The organism is Micromonospora sp. S-DT3-3-22 (assembly GCF_015354745.1).
In the GTDB taxonomy this organism is placed as follows: domain Bacteria; phylum Actinomycetota; class Actinomycetes; order Mycobacteriales; family Micromonosporaceae; genus Micromonospora; species Micromonospora wenchangensis.
On sequence record NZ_JACGMO010000067.1, the window covers coordinates 1 to 16,741 of the forward strand.

The following is a 16,741-nucleotide window of genomic DNA, read 5'->3' on the forward strand; positions in this document are numbered from 1 at the left end:
CCGCCTGGACCGGTGCCGCCCGCCCGGCCGGTCCCGCCGGCCCGGTCGAGGTCGGTCTCGGGTACCGGGCCGCCCGCCGGGCGGTGCGGGTGGAGGGCGACCCGACCGCGCCGGCACGGCCGCTCGTGGTGCAGGTGTACGCCGCCGCCACCGTCGCCGAGGGCCGGGTGCCCTGGGGGCTGGGCCCCCACCTGGCCGGCGTCGAACAGCTCCGGGTGGTCGCCACCGAGGTCGACCCGGCCACGGTACGGCGACTCGCCGGGGATCGGCCGATCGTGCTGGTCGGGCGGCACCTGCACCGGCTGCCCGGCGGTCCCGCGCTGGTCGGGGCGTTGGCCGCGACGCATCCGGTGACGGTGGTGGAGATGGGCTGGCCGGGGCGGTGGCGGCCGGCCGGGGTGCGGGCCTTCGTCACCACCTACGGCGCGAGCCACGCCAACGGCCGCGCGGCGGCGGAGGTGCTCGGCCTGACCGGCTGACGCGCCGTCCCCGCCGGACGGGCAGGCCTGGGCGGAACACCCGGCCGCCGCACCGGCACCGCACCTGACCGGTCCGCCTCGGTGCCGGCCGCTCCCCGGGCGGGACCGGAGCGGTCAGCGAGGTGAGGCTCAGCTCGTGAAGCGGTCAGCTCGTGAAGCGGTCAGCGACGCCAGGGGGCCGGGTCGCCGTGGTCGTCGGGAAGGCCGAGCAGCCGGCCGACCGCGGTGATCCGCAGGACCCGGGACACCACCGGTTGCGGGTCGACCAGCCGCAGGGTGGCTCCCCGGCCGACCGCCTCGGCCGCCCCGCGCAGCAACGCGGCCACCCCCGTCGAGTCGAGGAAGGTGACGGCCGTCAGGTCGACGACGATCTCCAACAGACCGGGCCGGCACAGCGCCTCGTCGAGGTCGCGTTGCAGCCCGGGGACGGTGGCGATGTCCAGGTCACCCACCGGCGCCAGGACCACCCGCCCGTGCCCCTCGCCCGGCGTCGGCAGCTGCATACCCGTCCACTCCTGGCCAACCGGCCGTCCCCGACCGCGCGCCGGCTCTCGCCGCGACGCCCGACCCTACCGGTGACCCCTGACACCGCTCTGCCGGGCAGCCTCCGCACCGGGCGACGAGCACGTTGCGTCACCAGGCTTCGCGGGCGAGCATCTCCATAACTCCAGTTCAAGTCCATTACTGGACAGAGTCGACCCGCCGGCCACCCCTTGCCGAGCGGGCATCCAAGTACGTAGCGTGACCGACACCGAGGTCGGCCGGCGGACACCGGTCACGGCGGGGCCTGGGGCAGGCAGCGGACCGTGGATCCGGCCCGGGATCCACGGTCCGCGCCGCACACCGGCCCCACCCGCACACCGACCCCGCCTCACGGCGGGTAGACGCCGTACGTCGACCAGCCCCGGTCGGCGAACCCGGCCGCCTCGGCGACCCGGGCGGAACCGGTGTTCGCCGGGTCGTGCCGGTAGGTGGGAACGGCCCCCTCGTCGAGCACCCGGCGGGCGGCCTGCGCGACGAGCCGTCGGGCCAGCCCCCGGCCGCGCGCCGCGGGCACCGTGCCGACGGCCAGCTCGTGCCCGTACGCGTCGTGCCGCTTGATGCCGACGCCGGCCAGGTAGCCGCCGTCGGCGTCGCGCACCACGAGCACCTCGCGGTCGAACAGGTGCAGCCAGGGTGGCAGGTCGGGGGCGGTGGGGGCGGTCCAGACGCCGACGTCGGGCAACGCGGCCGGCGCGAGGCACCACCGGAACACGTCGTCGTGGGCCACCCAGGCGGGTTGCCCGACCAGCGCCGGCAGCGCCGCGTACAGCGCGGACCGGGGTCCGGCGGCCAGCTCCCGGACGGTCGCGACCAGCCCGGGTGGCACGGAGAGCACGGTGCTGCCGGCGACCCGGACCGCGACTGCCGGGCGGACCCGGCCGTCCCAGGCCGGACGTGCCCGCCGCCACGAGCCGACCACGTGCAGGCCGGGCGGCGCCGGCCACTGCCCGAGCCAGGTCGCCAGGTGCAGGTACAGCCGCCGGTCCAGCACCGCCCGCCCCTCTCACCCCGTGGGTCACTCCATGATCCACGGTACGCCGGGCCGTCCCGGCCGACGTCCGGTTGCCGGGAGCGCGTCATGGGTAGAGGGGGAACCGGACCGTGAGCTGCCTCACCGGAACCCGGTCCATCGACCGTGCGTCATATCTATTTCCATACATGGACACCTTTCTTTGGGACGGTAATGGCCATGCCCATGCAGCCGAACGAGCGGTACCAGCAGGACAGCGCGCGACTGTGGAACACGGCGGGGGGTGCCGGCCGGTTTCCGGCCCAGCCGCGCTACCGGGAGGCCCGGTGCGGTCGCGGCGTCAACGCCCGGCTGTCCTGGGGTGAGCTGAACACCCTCCCCGCCGGCATCTCCTCCCGTCGCGGCCTCACCGCCCACTGACCGGTTCGGCGCGCCCGCGACGACGGCCCCGGTCCGTCCCCCGTGGCCACCGGCGGAGCGCCCGGACCGGCGACCCACGACCGCGTCGACCGGCGGGGTGCCACCGCGCGGCGGCCGGCGGCTCCGTCACGCGCCGGCCGTCCGACCGGGGTGTCCGGCCGGGGCGTTCGCACACCTGTCGGGTAGCGTCTTGTGGTCGATTCCGGCCAGCGACAGGAGAACCGCAGCGCATGGGCAAGAAGACGATCCACGTCTCCGACTTCAGCGGCACGGTGCTGCGTCCCGACGACGAGGTGGTCCGGGTCGTCGTGCTGGAGCACCCCGACCTGGTGGCCGGGCCCGTGCGGTTGGACGCCACCGTGACCGAGGTGGAGAGCATCGACGACGCCGCGCTCGACGTGGCGGTGGTCGAGATCCACGACCGGCACGCCGGTGGGGAGCCGCGCCGGGTGGTGCTGACCGCCAGCGAGTTCGACGCGATGGCGACCGACACCCCGATGGCCCAGTTGCTGCGTACCGCCGAGCGGGTCCGCCCGCCGAAGGCCCGCAAGAGCGCCGAGAAGATCGACTACGGCACCCTGGACCACGCCGGGAAGCCGCACCGGGGGCGGGTCACCGAGGAGGAGGCCCGGCTGGTGCGCGAGCAGCTCGACGAGGTCAACAAGCGCCTCGCCGACGCCGGCATCCGGCAGATCGACCCGGCCGACCCGGAGCACGCGCTGCGCTACGGCTTCCCCACCGACGACTGACCGGCCGGCCGGGCGCGCCCCCGGTGCCGCGCCCGGCCCTGGCCCGCCGCGCCGGCCGGCCCACGGGTCCCGCCGGTCGCGGTCCTGTGGCCGCGTCGGTCGCTCCGGCGACCCGGCGCGGCTGTTACCTGCCGTCGGCGAAGCCGGCGAGGGCGGCAGCCAGTTGGGCCTCAGCCCGGTCCTTGGTCAGGCCCAGTGCGGACAGCACGCCCGTGCCGTCCTCCAGTTCCAGCAGCGCCAGCAGGATGTGCTCGGTGCCGACGTAGTTGTGCCCGAGCCGCAGCGCCTCCCGGAAGGTGAGTTCGAGGGCCTTCTTGCCCTGCCCGTCGTACGGGATCAGGTCGGGGACCTGGTCGGACGCGGCGGGCAGCGCCGCGGCGACCGCCTCCCGGACGGCGTCCGGGCCCAGTCCTTCGGCGACCAGGGCCCTGGCGGCGAGGCCGTCGGGTTCGGCGAGCAGGCCGAGCACCAGGTGTTCCGGGCGGATCTCCGCGTTGCCGGCGCTGCGGGCCTCCTCCTGCGAGGCGATCACCACGTTGCGGGCGCGCGGGGTGAAGCGACTGAAGCCGGCGTTGGGGTCCAGGGCGGCGGCCGCGTCGGCCTTGGCGGCGGAGCGCTTCTGGGCGGCCTGCTTGCTCACCCCCATGCTCTTGCCGATCTCGGTCCAGGAGGCTCCGGAGCGGCGGGCCTGGTCGACGAAGTGGCCGATCAGGTGGTCGGCGAGGTCGCCGAGGTGGTCGGCGACGAGCACCGCGTCGCTGAGTTGGTCGAGCGCGTCCGGGCGGGCCTTCTTGATGGCCTGGATCAGCTCGTCGAGGCGGACGGGGTGCGGAAGCTGAGTGGATTCCGTCATGCGTCAACCATAGGTTGACGCTGCCGGATCGTCAACCGGAAGTTGACGATCGCGACCCCCGGGGTGGGTACCGACGCTCCCGGCGACCCGTCGATCCCCCACCGCACCCGCCCCGGGCGGGCCGCCGGCGCTCCGATAGCGTGCGGCGATCGGACGGGTCGGGTGGCGTTGCGGGAGGATCGGGAGCATGCGGTTGCACGTCGGCTGCGCGATGTGGACCCACCGGTCCTGGCAGGGGCGGCTGATCGCCCACCCGCTGCCGGTGCACGAGCGACTGCGGCACTACGCCGGCTGGTGCGACGCGGTCGAGGGCAACACCACGTTCTACGCCACCCCGGCCCGGGAGACCGTGGAGTCCTGGGCCCGGCAGACCGGGCCCGACTTCCGGTTCGTCCTCAAGCTGCCGAAGGTGGTCACCCACGAACGGCGGCTCGTCGACGTCGACGCGCCACTCCGGTCCTACTTTGACGCGATCGCCCCGCTCGGCAGCCGGACGCACGCCCTGTGGATCCAACTGCCGGGGTCGTTCACCCCGACGGACGTCCCCGTGCTCGCCGACTTCCTGCGCCGACTGCCGGAAGGACACCGGTACGCCGTGGAGGTCCGGCATCCCGCGTTCTTCCTGGAGCCTCGCGCGACGCGCCTGCTGGAGGGGGTGCTCGCCGAGGCGTCCGCCGAGTGGGTGCCCTTCGACACCACCGCGTTCTTCCGCACCCCGCCGACCAGTGACGCGGAACGGGAGGCGTGGACGAAGAAGCCCCGCCTGCCGTTGCGGACGGCAGCGCTGACCGACCGGCCGATCGTCAGGTACCTCGGCCGCGACGCCGAGGCGGAGACCGTCGAGGGCTGGCAGCGCTGGGTCGAGATCACCACCGACTGGTTGCGGGAGGGCCGCTCACCGACCATGTTCGTGCACACCCCGGACAACGCCGACGCACCGCTGCTCGCCCGCCGGTTCCACGACGAGGTGCGGGCCCGGGTGCCCGCCCTGGCGGCGCTGCCCGAACCGATCCCGACCGGGCCGCTCACCCTGTTCTGACCCCCGCCCCGCGCCCGCCCCCGGCGGGTCCGGGTCACCCCGCGCCGGTCGGCACCGAAAGTTTCGAGGCTCCCGACCCGGACGCCCTGCCCAGCGCGCTCCCCTCAGCCCCCTCCCCCACCCCGGGGCAGGAGTCTCATCAGCGTCTCACCATGTCACCCACGCAGAACACTGATTGACGTTTCTCAATGTTATGCCTACAGTTCCGAAAGAGTAACCGAAAGTTTACCGAAAAGATGATCGGCTCCGGCTGACCGCCGTGGCTTCTCCCCGGGCTGACGCAGGCGGTGCCGGACCGGCACGCCGACGAGCCGGGAGGAACCAGAGACATGACGCAGGTCGTCCTGTTCGCGATCGACATCTGCGCGGTGGCGCTGCTCGTGTTCGGGCTCTACTTCCCCCGACATCGACGCCGCGACCTCGTCGTCGCCTACCTGGGGGTCAACGTCGGGGTCCTCGCGGTGGCCGGCGCCCTGAGCGCCAGCAACGTCGGTGCCGGGCTCGGGCTGGGGATGGCCCTGTTCGGGGTGCTGTCCATCATCCGGCTCCGCTCGACCGAACTGGACCAGCACGAGGTGGCGTACTACTTCTCGGCGCTCGCGCTGGGCATCCTCGGCGCGCTGGGCACCCGCTCGGTCTGGCTCAACGGCGGCCTGATGGCACTCATCGTCGCGGTGATGTTCCTCGGCGACCACCGCCGGGTGTTCCGGCACTACCGGCACCAGATCCTGGTGCTCGACTCGGCCGTCACCGACCACGTCGCCCTCGTCGCCCACCTGGAACAGCTGCTCAACGCCCGGGTGCACGTCGCCACCGCCCAGCGGGTCGACCTGGTCAACGAGACCACCGTGGTCGACGTGCGCTACTCGGTGGCCCGCCGCACCCCGGCGTCCACCCCCGGTCCGCCGGTGCCGGCGGGAGCACGTCGATGACCCCGCCGCCGTTCGCGTCGGCGCTGGCCGACCTGCCCCCGGTCGGGCTCGCCGAGCTGATCGACCGGGCCGCGCTGCAGAGCCGGGTGGACCGCAAGTACGTCGTCCCGCTGGACGAGCTGCCCGGCCTGCTCGACCGGATCGCCCCGTCCGCCCGGGTGCTGGACATCGGCGGCACCCGCACCTTCCGCTACGAATCGGTGTACTTCGACACCCCGTGCCTGGCCAGCTACCACTGCGCGGCGTACCGGCGGCGGCGACGCTTCAAGGTGCGCACCCGCACCTACCTCGACTCGGCGGAGTGCTGGCTGGAAGTCAAGATCAGCGGAGCCCGGGGGCTGGTCACCAAGCACCGGCTGCCCTACCGCTGCGAGGACCGTCGCACCGTCCGGTCGGGGCGGGACTTCGTCGACGAGGCGCTCGACCGCGAGTCGATCCGGTCCGCCCCCGCCGGTGGTCACCTCGAACCCGTGCTGGTGACCGGCTACCGGCGTACCACGCTGCTGCTGCCGGCGACCGCGAGCCGGGTCACCATCGACACCGACCTGCACTGGCAGGACGACCGGCGCGCCCTGGGACTGCCCGGGGTCGCCGTGGTCGAGACCAAGACCCGGTCGGCGGCCGGCCCGGTCGACCGGCTGCTGTGGCAGCGCGGCACCCGACCCGCCCGCATCTCGAAGTACGCGACCGGCCTGGCCGCCCTGCGACCGGACCTGCCGGACGTGCCGTGGCGGCGGACGCTGCGCCGCCACTTCCGCGACGCCACCGGGTCGGCGGCGCCGGCACCGGCGCCCACCACCATCCCCCGACTCACCCAGGAGACATCGTGCGTCTGACCGTTCGTACGCCCACCCGACGCACCGTCGGGATCGCGGCCGTGGCCATGCTCCTCACCGGGCTCCTCGTGCCGCACACGGCGCAGGCCAGTGCCGGACCGCCCGCCGCGACCGCCGCCCCGCCCCCCGCCCGCGCCGGGGTCACCACCGGCCTGGACACCTCCGCCGCCGACGCCGTCGCCGCCGCCGGGGCGGCGGACGACCTGGTCGGCGACATCGTCTTCTCCCGGCCGAGCGGCACCTTCCAGGGGGAGGTGACGGTGTCGCTGAGCACCGCCATCGGCGGCGCGCAGGTCCGTTACACCACCGACGGCCGGCTGCCCACCGCGCAGTCGCCGCTGTACGCCGGCACACCGCTGCGGTTCACCCGGACCACCCAGCTACGCGGGCAGGCATTCGTCGGCCAGACCGCCTCCGGTGCGCCCGGGACCGCCATGTACGTCGCCCAGAACGTCTCCACCGCCCACGACCTGCCGGTGGTCCTGCTCGACTCGTACGGCGCCGGCAAGCCCGGCCGCGAGTACCTCGACGCCACCGCCATGGTCTTCGAGCCGGGCGGCGGTGGCACCACCTCGCTGGCCGCGACCCCGACGGTCGCCACCCGCGCCGGGTTCCACCTGCGCGGCCAGTCGTCGGCGTCGTTCGAGAAGACGCCGTACCGCGTCGAGCTGCGGGGCAACGACAACGACGACGCCGACTACCCGGTGCTGGGCATGCCGGCCGACTCCGACTGGGTGCTGCGCGGGCCGTTCAGCGACAAGGCGTTGATCCGGGAGGCGCTCGTCTACGATCTCGGGCGCGAGATGGGCATGCCGGCGCCGAGGTACCGGTTCGTGGAGTTCTACCTGAACACCGACGCCGCCCCGGTGGCCGCCGGTGACTACATGGGCGTCTACATGCTGGTGGAGACGATCAAGAACTCGAAGAACCGGCTCGACCTCAAGCAGCTCGACGAGGACGACCTGACCCTGCCCAAGATCCAGGGCGGGTACATCTGGAGCTTCGAGTGGCTGGCCGCCGAGGAGCCGACGCTGACCTGCACCGGTGCGGCGGCGACCTGCTGGAACTACCTGGAGGTGCGCGACCCGTCACCGTTGCAGGCACCCCAGCGGGACTGGCTGCGCGGCTACGTCCAGGAGTTCCACGACGTGCTGCGGGCGGCGAACTCCGCCGACCCGGTCACCGGCTACCGGAAGTACATCGACGTCGACTCGTTCGTGGACCAGATGGTCCTCAACGAGCTCAGCCGGGAGATGGACTCCTACATCCGCAGCGCGTACTTCTACAAGGACCGCGACACCAAGATCTTCGCCGGCCCGCTGTGGGACTACGACCTCACCTTCGGCGTCGGTGGTTACTTCGGCAACGACCAGATCGCCGGCTGGCAGTACCAGCAGACCCGGCAGCCGCTGGCCAACGACTGGTTCCCGCAACTCGTGCGCGACCCGGCCTTCGTCAACCAGCTCCGGTCCCGCTGGCAGACGCTGCGCCGGGGCCTGCTCGCCGACACCGCCCTACAGACCCGGATCAACGCGCTGGCCGCACCGTTGACCAACGCCGCGCAGCGCAACTTCCAGCGCTGGCCCAACCTGACCGCGCCGATGGTCGGCCCGTTCTACACCCCGACCGCGTCCACCTGGCAGGGCCAGGTCCAGGCCATGCGGGACTGGATGCTGCGCCGGGCGGCCTGGTTGGACTCCACCGCCGGCTGGGGCGGCCCGGTCACCACCCCGCCCCCGTCACCCACCCCGACCACCCCGCCCCCCACCACCCCACCGCCGACGACGACCCCGCCGCCACCCACCACGACCCCGCCCCCGGGTGCCGCTCGCTGCACCGCGACGTACACCGTGACCAGCCAGTGGACCGGCGGGTTCCAGGGCGAGGTTCGGGTCACCGCCGGTGCCTCGGCGATCAGCAACTGGACCGTGACCTGGGCGTACGCCAACGGCGAGCGGGTCACCCAGGCCTGGAACGCGACCGTGACCAGCCAGGGCACGACGGTCACCGCCCGCAACGTCGCCTACAACGGCTCGCTCGCCGCCGGCGTCAGCACCTCGTTCGGGTTCCTCGGGTCGTCCACCGGCAGCCCCGGTGTCCCGGTGCCGAGCTGCACCACGGGTTGACCTCGGGCCCGCCCGGCCACCTGGCACCGGCCGGCCTCCGCCGCCGGTGCCAGGTGCCACCGGGTCGTCAGTCCTCGGCCACGGTCCCGGTCGTGGCCCGGTCCAGCCGCTCCCGGACCCGGGCGGCGTCCGGGTGGCCGAGCCCGTCGAGGATGTCCAGCGCCCGCCGCCAGGTCCGCACCGCGCCCTCGGGGTCGCCCGCCGCGTGCCGGGTCGCACCGAGCCGGGTCAGGGTGTCCGCCTCGTCGTACCGGTCGCCGATCCGCCGGTACAGCGCCAACGCCTGGCCGTAGCAGCGGATCGCCTGCCGGTGGTGGCCGAGCCGGTCGTGGATGAAGCCCAGGCTGTCCCAGGTGTTCGCCTCGCCGTGCCGGTCGCCGGTCGGACGCAGCAGCGCCAACGCCTGGGCGCAGTGCTCCAGCGCCGGCCCGTACTGGCCGAGCTGGGCGTGCGCCCAGCCGACCGCGTTACGGGCGCTGGCCTCCCCCGCCGGGTGACCGGCGGCCCGGTACAGCGCCAACGCCCGCTGCCCGTGCCCCAGCGCCTCGGCGTGCCGGCCGAGCCCGTCGAGCATCGCCCCGAACGCCCGGTGGGTACGCGCCTGACCGGTGTGGTCACCGAGCGCGCCGAACAGGATCAACGCCTCCCGGTAGTGCTCCACCGCCTCGTCCACCCGGCCCAGCCGGCTGAGTACCCGGGCGAGATCGCGGTGGGCGTTCGCCTGCCCGGGCCGGTCGCCCGCCCGCTGCGCCCCGGCCAGGGCGCTCTGCTGGGCGGCGGCCAGGTCCGACCAGTTGCCCCGGCGCTGGAGGAAATCCACCAGGCTCCAGGCCAGTTGCCAGGCGTGACCGTCGAACCCGTGCCGTCCGGCGTGGGTGACCGCCGCCAGCAGCACCGGGTACTCGGCGGTGAACCAGGCCAGCGCCCGCCCGTGGTCGGTCGGCTCCTCGGGGTGCACCCCGGGCAACGGGTCGGCCAGGGCCACCGGGTCGCGGCCGGGTTGCAGCAGCAGCGCCGCCGCGTGGGCGGTGTGCACGTAGTGGTCCAGTCCCCGCCGGACCGCCGCCCGCCGGTCCTCGCCCGGGTCGAGGTTCTCGGCCAACTCCCCCGCGTACGCCCGCAGCAGGTCGTGTGCGACGAACCGGCCGGGCGCGTGCTCGGTGACCAGGTGGGCGTGGGCCAGCTCGGCCAGCAGCCGGGACACCTGGCTGCGGGGCAGGCCGGCCAGGCTCGCCGCCGCGGCCAGCCCGACGTCGGGCCCCGGATGGCAGCCCAGCAGCCGGAACAGTCGCGCCGCCGCAGGCGTCAGGTTCCGGTACGACCAGGAGAAGACCGACTGCACGTCCGTCCCGGTGTCCCCGCCGTCGAAGGAGTCCAGCAGGCGCGGCGACTCGCGTAGCTCGTCGACGATGGTGGCCAGCGGGAACGTGGGGTGCGCCGCCCCGCGCGCGGCGAGCACGGCCAGCGCCAGCGGCAGCCGTACGCAACGTTCGATCATCTCGTCGACCGCCCGCGGTTCGACGGTCAACCGGTCCGGGCCGAGCCGCCGGGCGAGCAGTTGCCACGCCTCGGCGGTGCTGAGCAGATCGACGGCGATCTGCCGGGCGCCCTCGGCGGTGATCAGGCCGGCCAGCCGGTTGCGACTGGTGACCAGGAACAGGCAGCCGGGACTGCCGGCCAGCAGTGGCCGTACCTGCTCGACGTCGCGGGCGTTGTCCAGCAGCACCAGCATCCGTCGGCCGGCGAGCAGGCTGCGGTAGAGCCCCACCTGCGCGGGCAGGTGGGTGGGGACCCGTTCGGGCGGCACCTCCAGGGCTTCCAGGAAACCCCGTACCGCCTCGGCGGGCGTCACCACCGCGCCGGTGGCGTCGAATCCGCGCAGGTCGACGTAGAGCTGCCCGTCGGGGAAGCGGTCGGCGACCCGGTGGGCCCAGTGCACCGCCAGGGTCGTCTTGCCGACGCCAGCCGTACCGGACAGGGTCATCGTGGTGGTCGACTCGCCACCGCCGGACGTGCCGTGGCCGGCACAGCCGGCGTCGAGTTGGGCGAGCTGCGCGGCCCGGCCGACGAAGCCGGGCAGCGCCGGGGGCAGTTGGCGCGGCACCGGGAGCCGGGGCGGCGGTGTGCCGGCCCGGCCGCCGCCGACCCGGGAGCGGACGACCGCGCGACCGGCCCGGCCGGTGGAGGTGTGTTCCGGGCTGGCGAGCCGGCGGCGCTCCTCGACCCGGTCCCGCGCGGTGGCCAACGCCCCCTGCTCGGCGGGGCTGGCCCCGAGCAGTCGGATCAGGGTGTCGAAGCGCTCCGGCGGGGGCAGGATGTTCCCGGCGAAGTACTCCCCGATCACGCCCCGCGACCAGCCGGTCTTCGCCGCCAACTGGCGGTAGGTCAGCGGGGTCTCACCCTGTTGCCGGGCCTCCCGGCGGCGGAGCTGACGCAGCAGGGCGGCCAGTTCCTGCACGGTGTGTACCCCGGTGTCCAGTAGGGACACCGGGGACGCCGGACGGGCTGCCCCGTTCATCCCCTGTGGTACGCCCGAAGGTACCCGTTGGTCGGACATGCGGCCTCCACCCCCCGGCCATCCGTCGCCCCGGATTGCCGACAGGGGGAGGGTAGGACCGGCGGCACAGCGTCGGGTAGGCGACCGCCGATGTATGACAGTTCCATGTCGGCCCGGTTTCGCCGGGCCGCGTCGCCCAGCGTTCGTCCCCCGTCCGTCCGGCGCTGTCCGGGGGTGTCCGGCGGTGTCCAGGATGCGCCGCCGGACACCCCCGGCACCTGCCAATGTCCCCAGGGCGGGTTGAGGCCCGCACCAAGAAACCCTGGGGAAGGGGTACGTATGTCTCGTCCACAACCGACCGTGCTGCGGTCGACCGGGCTGCTGCGCCGGGCCGCCGCCGCGGCGTTCGGCGTCACCATGCTCGTCGCCGGGGTGGCCACCGTACCGGCCACCGCCGCGCCCGCTCCCGCCGCCGGGGGCAAGGCGACCACCGCCGGGTCGTTCATCGACAGCACGCCGGTGCCGGGCGGCTTCGCCTCCTGGAAGGAACTGCTCGAACTCCAGCAGCGGATGAACACCGCCGCCGCCCGGATCACGAAGATCGCGCAGCGCGACGCGAAGTCCGGTTTCGCCGGTGTGGTCGCCGACCCCACCACCCGCAAGCTACAGGTCTACTGGAAGGGCGAGGCACCGGCCAGCCTGGTGGCGACCAGCCGGGCCACCGTGCCGACCGAGGTGCTGCCCGCCGCGTACAGCCGGCGCGAGCTGGACGTGGCGGCGGCCAAGCTGCGCCGTTCGGCCGGTGACCGGTTCACCACGGTCGGGCCGCGGGCCGACGGCGCCGGTCTGCTCGTCGGCACCCAGAACGGCCTGCTCGGCGCGGCCGGCATGGCCGGCGTCCCGGTGACCGTCCAGACCGGGATCTCCGCCGCTCCGGCCACCCGGTGGGACGACACCGCGCCGTGGTGGGGCGGCGGCGCGTGGCGCAACGCCACCACCGGTGGCGGCTGCTCGACCGGCTTCGGGGTCTTCCAGGGCGGGGCGGCACGGATGCTCTCCGCCGCGCACTGCGGCAACATCAACAACGCCGCGACCGACCCGACCGGGCAGTCGATGGGCATCGTCGGCACCCGCAACGCCGGCACCGACACCCTGCTGCTGTCGGGCAGCTCGGGCGGTCGGGTCTTCAACAACAGCACCGACGCCAACGGCGCGGTGGTCAGCGAGTTCAGCAACCAGGTGATCGGCGCGCAGGCCAGCCAGGTCGGCAACTTCGTCTGCACCTCGGGGGCGTACTCGGGGACCCGGTGCTCGATCCAGGTCAAGGCCCGGAACCTGTGCATCAACGTGCGTGACTTCGGCACGGTCTGCGGCCAGGTGCAGGCGGAGAACACCACCCGCACCAACGCGGTCGGCCAGGGCGACAGCGGCGGCCCGGTGGAGATCGTCAACCCGGCGAACACCCTCCAGGTCTGGGCCACCGGCACCAACACCGCCATCGACGACGGCGGCGCGGCGACCGCCTGCACCGGCTACCGGCCCACCGGTCGGGTCTGCGCCTGGCGGATGTACTACGAGGACATCTTCTCCGGGCTGGCCGGCGTCGGCGCCTCGGGCGTGATCCTCGGCTGACGGACCTGGTCCCCGGTCGACGGGGGCTGGCGGAGGAGGGTGGACCGGCGCGACCCCGTGCGCCGGTCCACCCGTTCGTCGTCACCTGGTCGGGACAGGATTCACAGAATCGTCGACCGGGAGGACGGCAGCATCTTGTGACATCGTCATGCGTCACTAATTAACGACGAATCCCACTGGATGGAAAACAACCGGCACCCGGGCCGGTCGGAGGTTCGGTGCGTAGTGCAGATTCTTTGACAGAGGCGCACAAGCCGCCCATCATCCCCACAACCGATTAACCGCCATAACTGGCCGCATTTGAATCCTTGCTTTCCGCACACGACATTGTTAGCCTCGAACACACCCCGCCCCCCATTGGGGATCAAAATTGTCACCCGGATCACGCGAACTCTTACCGACAGACCTCGCACACAGATTTGGGAAAAACATGGAAACTGTGCGGCCGAGGCTATGACAGCCACCCCCACCGCAGCGGTGAAGCCGGGCGAGAACCCCCACCGGGGCGGCGATTTCCACCGTTACTGGATCGCCGGGGCGATCGACCAGATCGGATCGCAGGCCACCGGCATCGTGCTCCCGCTGGTCACCCTGGCCGTGACCCGGTCACCGGCGGCGGCCGGACTGGTGGGCGCGCTGGCCCTCACCGGTCGACTCGTCGCCGCGCCGGTGGCGGGAGTGCTGGCCGACCGGCTGCCGCGCAAACGCATGATGGTCGTCTCGCTGCTGGTCGCGGCCGGCGCGATGACCGCGATCCTGGTCTCCGTCGCGGCCGGCGTGCCGACCCTCGGGCTGCTGGCCGCCGCCGCGTTCGTCGAGGGGGTCGCGCAGAGCGGTTACGAGGCGGCCGGTTCCGGCGCGATCCGGCGGCTACTGCCCGCCGACGACCAGAAGGCGCTGGCCCGGCTGGAGGCCCGCAACCACGCCGCCCGGATCGCCGGCCCGCTGCTCGGCGGCGCGCTCTACCAACTCGCGCGCTGGCTGCCGTTCCTGGCGGACGTGGTGTCCTACCTGGTCGCGGCGGTGCTGGTAGCCACCATCCGCACCGACCTCACCCCCGAACGCGCCCAGCGCACCTCGTTCCGTACCGACCTGCGGGAGGGGCTGCGGTTCGTCTGGGGGCAGCCGTTCCTGCGCTTCGTGACGATCTGGGCGGCCGGCATCAACGTCACCTTCGGCGCGCTGGTCTACTACGCCATCCTGACCGCCGGCCGGCAGGGCGCACCGGCCGCGTCGATCGGCCTGATCCTCACCATCGCCAGCGTCGGCGGCCTCACCGGCGCGTTGGCCGCCCCGATGATCTTCAGCCGGGTCCGGCCGGTCACCGTCATCGTGTTCGCCTCGTGGGTCATGGTCGCCCTGGTCGTCGCGATGTCCCAGGCCCGGCAGACCTGGAGCTACGGCCTGCTGTTCGGGCTGGTCTTCCTGCTCAGCCCGCTGCTCGGGGTGATCTTCCAGTCCCGGGTGATCGCGCTGACGCCCGACGCGCTCCAGGGTCGGGTGGCCACCGTGATGGGCACCGTCGGCGAGGTGCTCCAGACGCCCGCACCGCTGCTGGCCGGGGTGCTTGTCGCCTGGTACAGCCCCGCCACGGTCGCCCTGGTGTTCGCCGCCGCGCTGGCGGTGCTGGCCACGTACACCACCCTCGTCGTGCGCCGACTCCGCACCGGCTCCGGCGCGACGGCCGGCACCGGCCAGGACGCCGCCGACCCCGCCGACGGCGACGCCGGGGCCAGCCCCGACCCCGAGGAGGCCCACCGATGAGTCGCGGCCACCGGCTCTTCTACCCGGCGCTGCCGGTCGTCGCCGAACACGCCCCGCACCGGGCCGTCTACGTCGGCGACGCCGACGGCCGCTGCGAGATCCTGGCCTGGGACCGGGCCACCGGCACCGCCCGGCAGGTGACCGACCGGCCGGCCGGCACGATCCGGGCGGCACTCGACCCGGCGGGGGCCACCATCTGGTGGTTCGACGACGACCTCGGCGGCGTGGGCACCTGGCGGACCTGCGACTTCGACCGGCCCGACCGGTCGGTCGAGGCGTTGCCGGCGGTGCTGCCCGCCCGGCACGCCGGCATCGCGATGGCCGCCGACGGCACCACCGCCGTCGGCCTCTCCGACGACGGCGGGATGACCGTCTTCCTGCGTACCGGCGACGGTCGGGTCAGCGAACGCGTCCACGTCGGCGGCTACGCCTACCTGGTCGACCTCGACCCGGCCGGGCGGCTGCTGGTGGTCGGCGGGGACGCCGCCACCGACCCGGCGGTCACGGTGTTCACCGCCGACGGTGCCCGGGTGGCCGGCATCGGCGGCGGGCCGGACCGTCGGGTGTGGGCGCTCGGCTTCGCACCGGGCGTCGACCCGGCCCGGCTGCTGCTGGTGGTCGAGGACGAGGGGGGCTACCTCCCGGCCACCTGGACCGCCGCCGAGGGGGTGGTCCGGCACGGGTGGTGCCGGTTCGACACCGAGATCACCGCCGGCTGGTTCCCCGACGGGCGGCGGCTGCTCGTCCGGCAGGACCGGCACGCCCGCACCCTGTTGCACGAGGTGGACCTCGTCGCCCGCACCCGGACGGCGGTCGACACCCCGCCGGGCAGCGTCCTGGACGCCGCGGTCTGGCCGGACGGTGACGTCGCGTACGTGTGGACCGACTCGGTGACCCCGCCGCAACTGCGCTCCGTGCGGGGGGTGGAGCTGCCGGAGCACCCCGGCGGTCGGACCGACGCGGGTGGGCCGGACGCCGTCGCGGCACCGGCGGACTACCGCCGCGAGGAGATCCGGGTGCCCGGACCGGGCGGCCCGATCCCCGCCCTGGTGGCCCTCCCGGCCGACCGGGAAGGCCCCCGGCCGGCCGTCTTCCTGGTCCACGGCGGACCCTTCCAGCACGCCCGCGACGCCTACGACCCGCTGGTCGAGATCCTGGTCAGCACCGGGTGCGCCGTGGTCCGGGTCAACTACCGGGGCTCCAGCGGGTACGGCGCGGCCTGGCGCAACGACTTCTCCGCCGGGGTCGGTCTCACCCAGTTGGAGGACCTCGCCGCCGTGCGCGCCCACCTGGTCGCCGAGGGGGTCGTCGAGGACCGGCGCACCGCGCTGTGGGGCACCTCGTGGGGCGGCTACCTGACCCTGCTCGCGCTCGGTCGGCAGCCGGAGCTGTGGCGGCTCGGGATCGCGATCAGCCCGGTGGCCGACTACGTCGCCGCGTTCGAGGCGGCCACCCCGGCGGTCCGGGCGCTGGACGTGCTGCTGTTCGGCGGGACCCCGGACGAGGTGCCGCAGCGCTACGCCCGGTCCTCGCCGGTCACCTACGTCGACCGGGTCCGGGCGCCGGTGCTGCTGGCCGTCTCCACCGGTGACGTGCAGTGCCCGCCGGCGCCCGTGGAGCACTACGCGCGGCTGCTGGCCGAGCGCCGCATCCCGCACCAGGTGGTCCGGCGGCGGGCCGGACACGAGGACTTCGACGCGCAGAGCCACCTGGCTCTGATGCAGACCGTGCTGCTGTTCATGCAGCGGCACTTCGACGGCGTGCAGGACGAAGGCACCCCGGTCGCGCTCGCGATGGCGCGCCCGGTGGGCTGACCCCGGCACGTGACCCGGTCCCTGCGATCCGGAGAGGAGGTGAACGACATGCGCAAGAACGTTGTCGAGAACGACCCGATCAACGGC

At 73.9% G+C, this 16,741-nt stretch carries 13 protein-coding genes and 1 pseudogene; 10 read left to right on the forward strand and 4 right to left on the reverse strand.

Annotated elements, in window-relative coordinates; genetic code table 11:
• Positions 1 to 479, forward strand: a pseudogene (locus H1A17_RS19605) (glycoside hydrolase family 3 protein); the annotation flags it as partial.
• A gap of 161 nt (positions 480 to 640) precedes the next feature.
• Here H1A17_RS19605 and H1A17_RS19610 read toward each other — a convergent pair.
• Together H1A17_RS19610 and H1A17_RS19615 are read right to left on the reverse strand one after the other, a co-directional pair.
• A complete protein-coding gene (locus H1A17_RS19610; protein ID WP_145918233.1) occupies positions 641 to 982 on the reverse strand; it encodes an STAS domain-containing protein in 342 nt (113 codons plus the stop codon).
• A gap of 368 nt (positions 983 to 1,350) precedes the next feature.
• Positions 1,351 to 2,013: a GNAT family N-acetyltransferase gene (locus H1A17_RS19615; RefSeq protein WP_145918232.1), complete on the reverse strand. Its 663-nt coding sequence runs from the start codon at positions 2,011 to 2,013 to the stop codon at positions 1,351 to 1,353.
• 198 nt (positions 2,014 to 2,211) lie between these two features.
• Here H1A17_RS19615 and H1A17_RS19620 point away from each other — a divergent pair, with 198 nt between their 5' ends.
• Both H1A17_RS19620 and H1A17_RS19625 read left to right on the forward strand, forming a co-directional pair.
• Positions 2,212 to 2,412, forward strand: a complete 201-nt coding sequence (locus H1A17_RS19620) for a DNA repair protein (RefSeq protein ID WP_145918231.1) — start codon at positions 2,212 to 2,214, stop codon at positions 2,410 to 2,412.
• Positions 2,413 to 2,642: 230 nt separating this feature from the next.
• Positions 2,643 to 3,161 (forward strand): hypothetical protein, encoded by a 519-nt coding sequence (locus tag H1A17_RS19625; protein ID WP_145918230.1) that lies wholly within the window; start codon positions 2,643 to 2,645, stop codon positions 3,159 to 3,161.
• A 124-nt stretch (positions 3,162 to 3,285) separates the two neighbouring features.
• Here the strand turns inward: H1A17_RS19625 and H1A17_RS19630 are convergent, their stop codons facing one another.
• On the reverse strand, positions 3,286 to 4,014 hold the full coding sequence (locus H1A17_RS19630; protein ID WP_145918229.1) for a Clp protease N-terminal domain-containing protein: 729 nt from the start codon (positions 4,012 to 4,014) through the stop codon (positions 3,286 to 3,288).
• Positions 4,015 to 4,225: 211 nt separating this feature from the next.
• Between H1A17_RS19630 and H1A17_RS19635 the strand changes: the two genes are divergently transcribed.
• The 4 genes from H1A17_RS19635 (at position 4,226) to H1A17_RS19650 (ending at position 8,947) form a co-directional block, all read left to right on the forward strand.
• Complete coding sequence (locus H1A17_RS19635) at positions 4,226 to 5,053, forward strand: DUF72 domain-containing protein (RefSeq protein WP_228543859.1); 828 nt, start codon at positions 4,226 to 4,228, stop codon at positions 5,051 to 5,053.
• A gap of 329 nt (positions 5,054 to 5,382) precedes the next feature.
• Positions 5,383 to 5,985, forward strand: a complete 603-nt coding sequence (locus tag H1A17_RS19640; RefSeq protein ID WP_194822598.1) for a DUF4956 domain-containing protein — start codon at positions 5,383 to 5,385, stop codon at positions 5,983 to 5,985.
• Positions 5,982 to 6,821, forward strand: a complete 840-nt coding sequence (locus H1A17_RS19645) for a polyphosphate polymerase domain-containing protein (RefSeq protein ID WP_194822599.1) — start codon at positions 5,982 to 5,984, stop codon at positions 6,819 to 6,821. Before H1A17_RS19640 ends, H1A17_RS19645 begins: the two co-directional genes overlap by 4 nt.
• Positions 6,812 to 8,947, forward strand: a complete 2,136-nt coding sequence (locus H1A17_RS19650) for a CotH kinase family protein (RefSeq protein ID WP_370517008.1) — start codon at positions 6,812 to 6,814, stop codon at positions 8,945 to 8,947. The genes H1A17_RS19645 and H1A17_RS19650 overlap by 10 nt, the downstream gene beginning before the upstream one ends.
• Before the next feature lie 67 nt (positions 8,948 to 9,014).
• Here the strand turns inward: H1A17_RS19650 and H1A17_RS19655 are convergent, their stop codons facing one another.
• Positions 9,015 to 11,435: a tetratricopeptide repeat protein gene (locus H1A17_RS19655; RefSeq protein WP_309236815.1), complete on the reverse strand. Its 2,421-nt coding sequence runs from the start codon at positions 11,433 to 11,435 to the stop codon at positions 9,015 to 9,017.
• A gap of 348 nt (positions 11,436 to 11,783) precedes the next feature.
• On the opposite strand from H1A17_RS19655, the gene H1A17_RS19660 reads away from it, so the two are divergent.
• The 3 genes from H1A17_RS19660 to H1A17_RS19670 all read left to right on the forward strand — a co-directional run bounded on the left by H1A17_RS19660 (position 11,784) and on the right by H1A17_RS19670 (position 16,654).
• Positions 11,784 to 13,076, forward strand: coding sequence for a hypothetical protein (locus H1A17_RS19660; RefSeq protein ID WP_145918224.1), 1,293 nt, complete (start codon positions 11,784 to 11,786; stop codon positions 13,074 to 13,076).
• Between the two features lie 453 nt (positions 13,077 to 13,529).
• The gene (locus tag H1A17_RS19665; RefSeq protein WP_194822601.1) at positions 13,530 to 14,840 is read left to right on the forward strand and encodes an MFS transporter; all 1,311 of its coding nucleotides are present in this window, start codon (positions 13,530 to 13,532) and stop codon (positions 14,838 to 14,840) included.
• The gene (locus tag H1A17_RS19670; protein ID WP_145918222.1) at positions 14,837 to 16,654 is read left to right on the forward strand and encodes a prolyl oligopeptidase family serine peptidase; all 1,818 of its coding nucleotides are present in this window, start codon (positions 14,837 to 14,839) and stop codon (positions 16,652 to 16,654) included. Before H1A17_RS19665 ends, H1A17_RS19670 begins: the two co-directional genes overlap by 4 nt.
• The last annotated feature ends 87 nt before the right edge of the window (positions 16,655 to 16,741 follow it).

Bases quoted from the DNA above. Each gene is read 5' to 3' on its own strand.
- H1A17_RS19610 (WP_145918233.1), bottom strand. From the start codon at position 982: ATGCAGCTGCCGACGCCGGGCGAGGGGCACGGGCGGGTGGTCCTGGCG.
- H1A17_RS19620 (WP_145918231.1), top strand. From the start codon at position 2,212: ATGCCCATGCAGCCGAACGAGCGGTACCAGCAGGACAGCGCGCGACTG.
- H1A17_RS19625 (WP_145918230.1), top strand. From the start codon at position 2,643: ATGGGCAAGAAGACGATCCACGTCTCCGACTTCAGCGGCACGGTGCTG.
- H1A17_RS19630 (WP_145918229.1), bottom strand. From the start codon at position 4,014: ATGACGGAATCCACTCAGCTTCCGCACCCCGTCCGCCTCGACGAGCTG.
- H1A17_RS19635 (WP_228543859.1), top strand. From the start codon at position 4,226: ATGTGGACCCACCGGTCCTGGCAGGGGCGGCTGATCGCCCACCCGCTG.
- H1A17_RS19640 (WP_194822598.1), top strand. From the start codon at position 5,383: ATGACGCAGGTCGTCCTGTTCGCGATCGACATCTGCGCGGTGGCGCTG.
- H1A17_RS19645 (WP_194822599.1), top strand. From the start codon at position 5,982: ATGACCCCGCCGCCGTTCGCGTCGGCGCTGGCCGACCTGCCCCCGGTC.
- H1A17_RS19660 (WP_145918224.1), top strand. From the start codon at position 11,784: ATGTCTCGTCCACAACCGACCGTGCTGCGGTCGACCGGGCTGCTGCGC.
- H1A17_RS19665 (WP_194822601.1), top strand. From the start codon at position 13,530: ATGACAGCCACCCCCACCGCAGCGGTGAAGCCGGGCGAGAACCCCCAC.
- H1A17_RS19670 (WP_145918222.1), top strand. From the start codon at position 14,837: ATGAGTCGCGGCCACCGGCTCTTCTACCCGGCGCTGCCGGTCGTCGCC.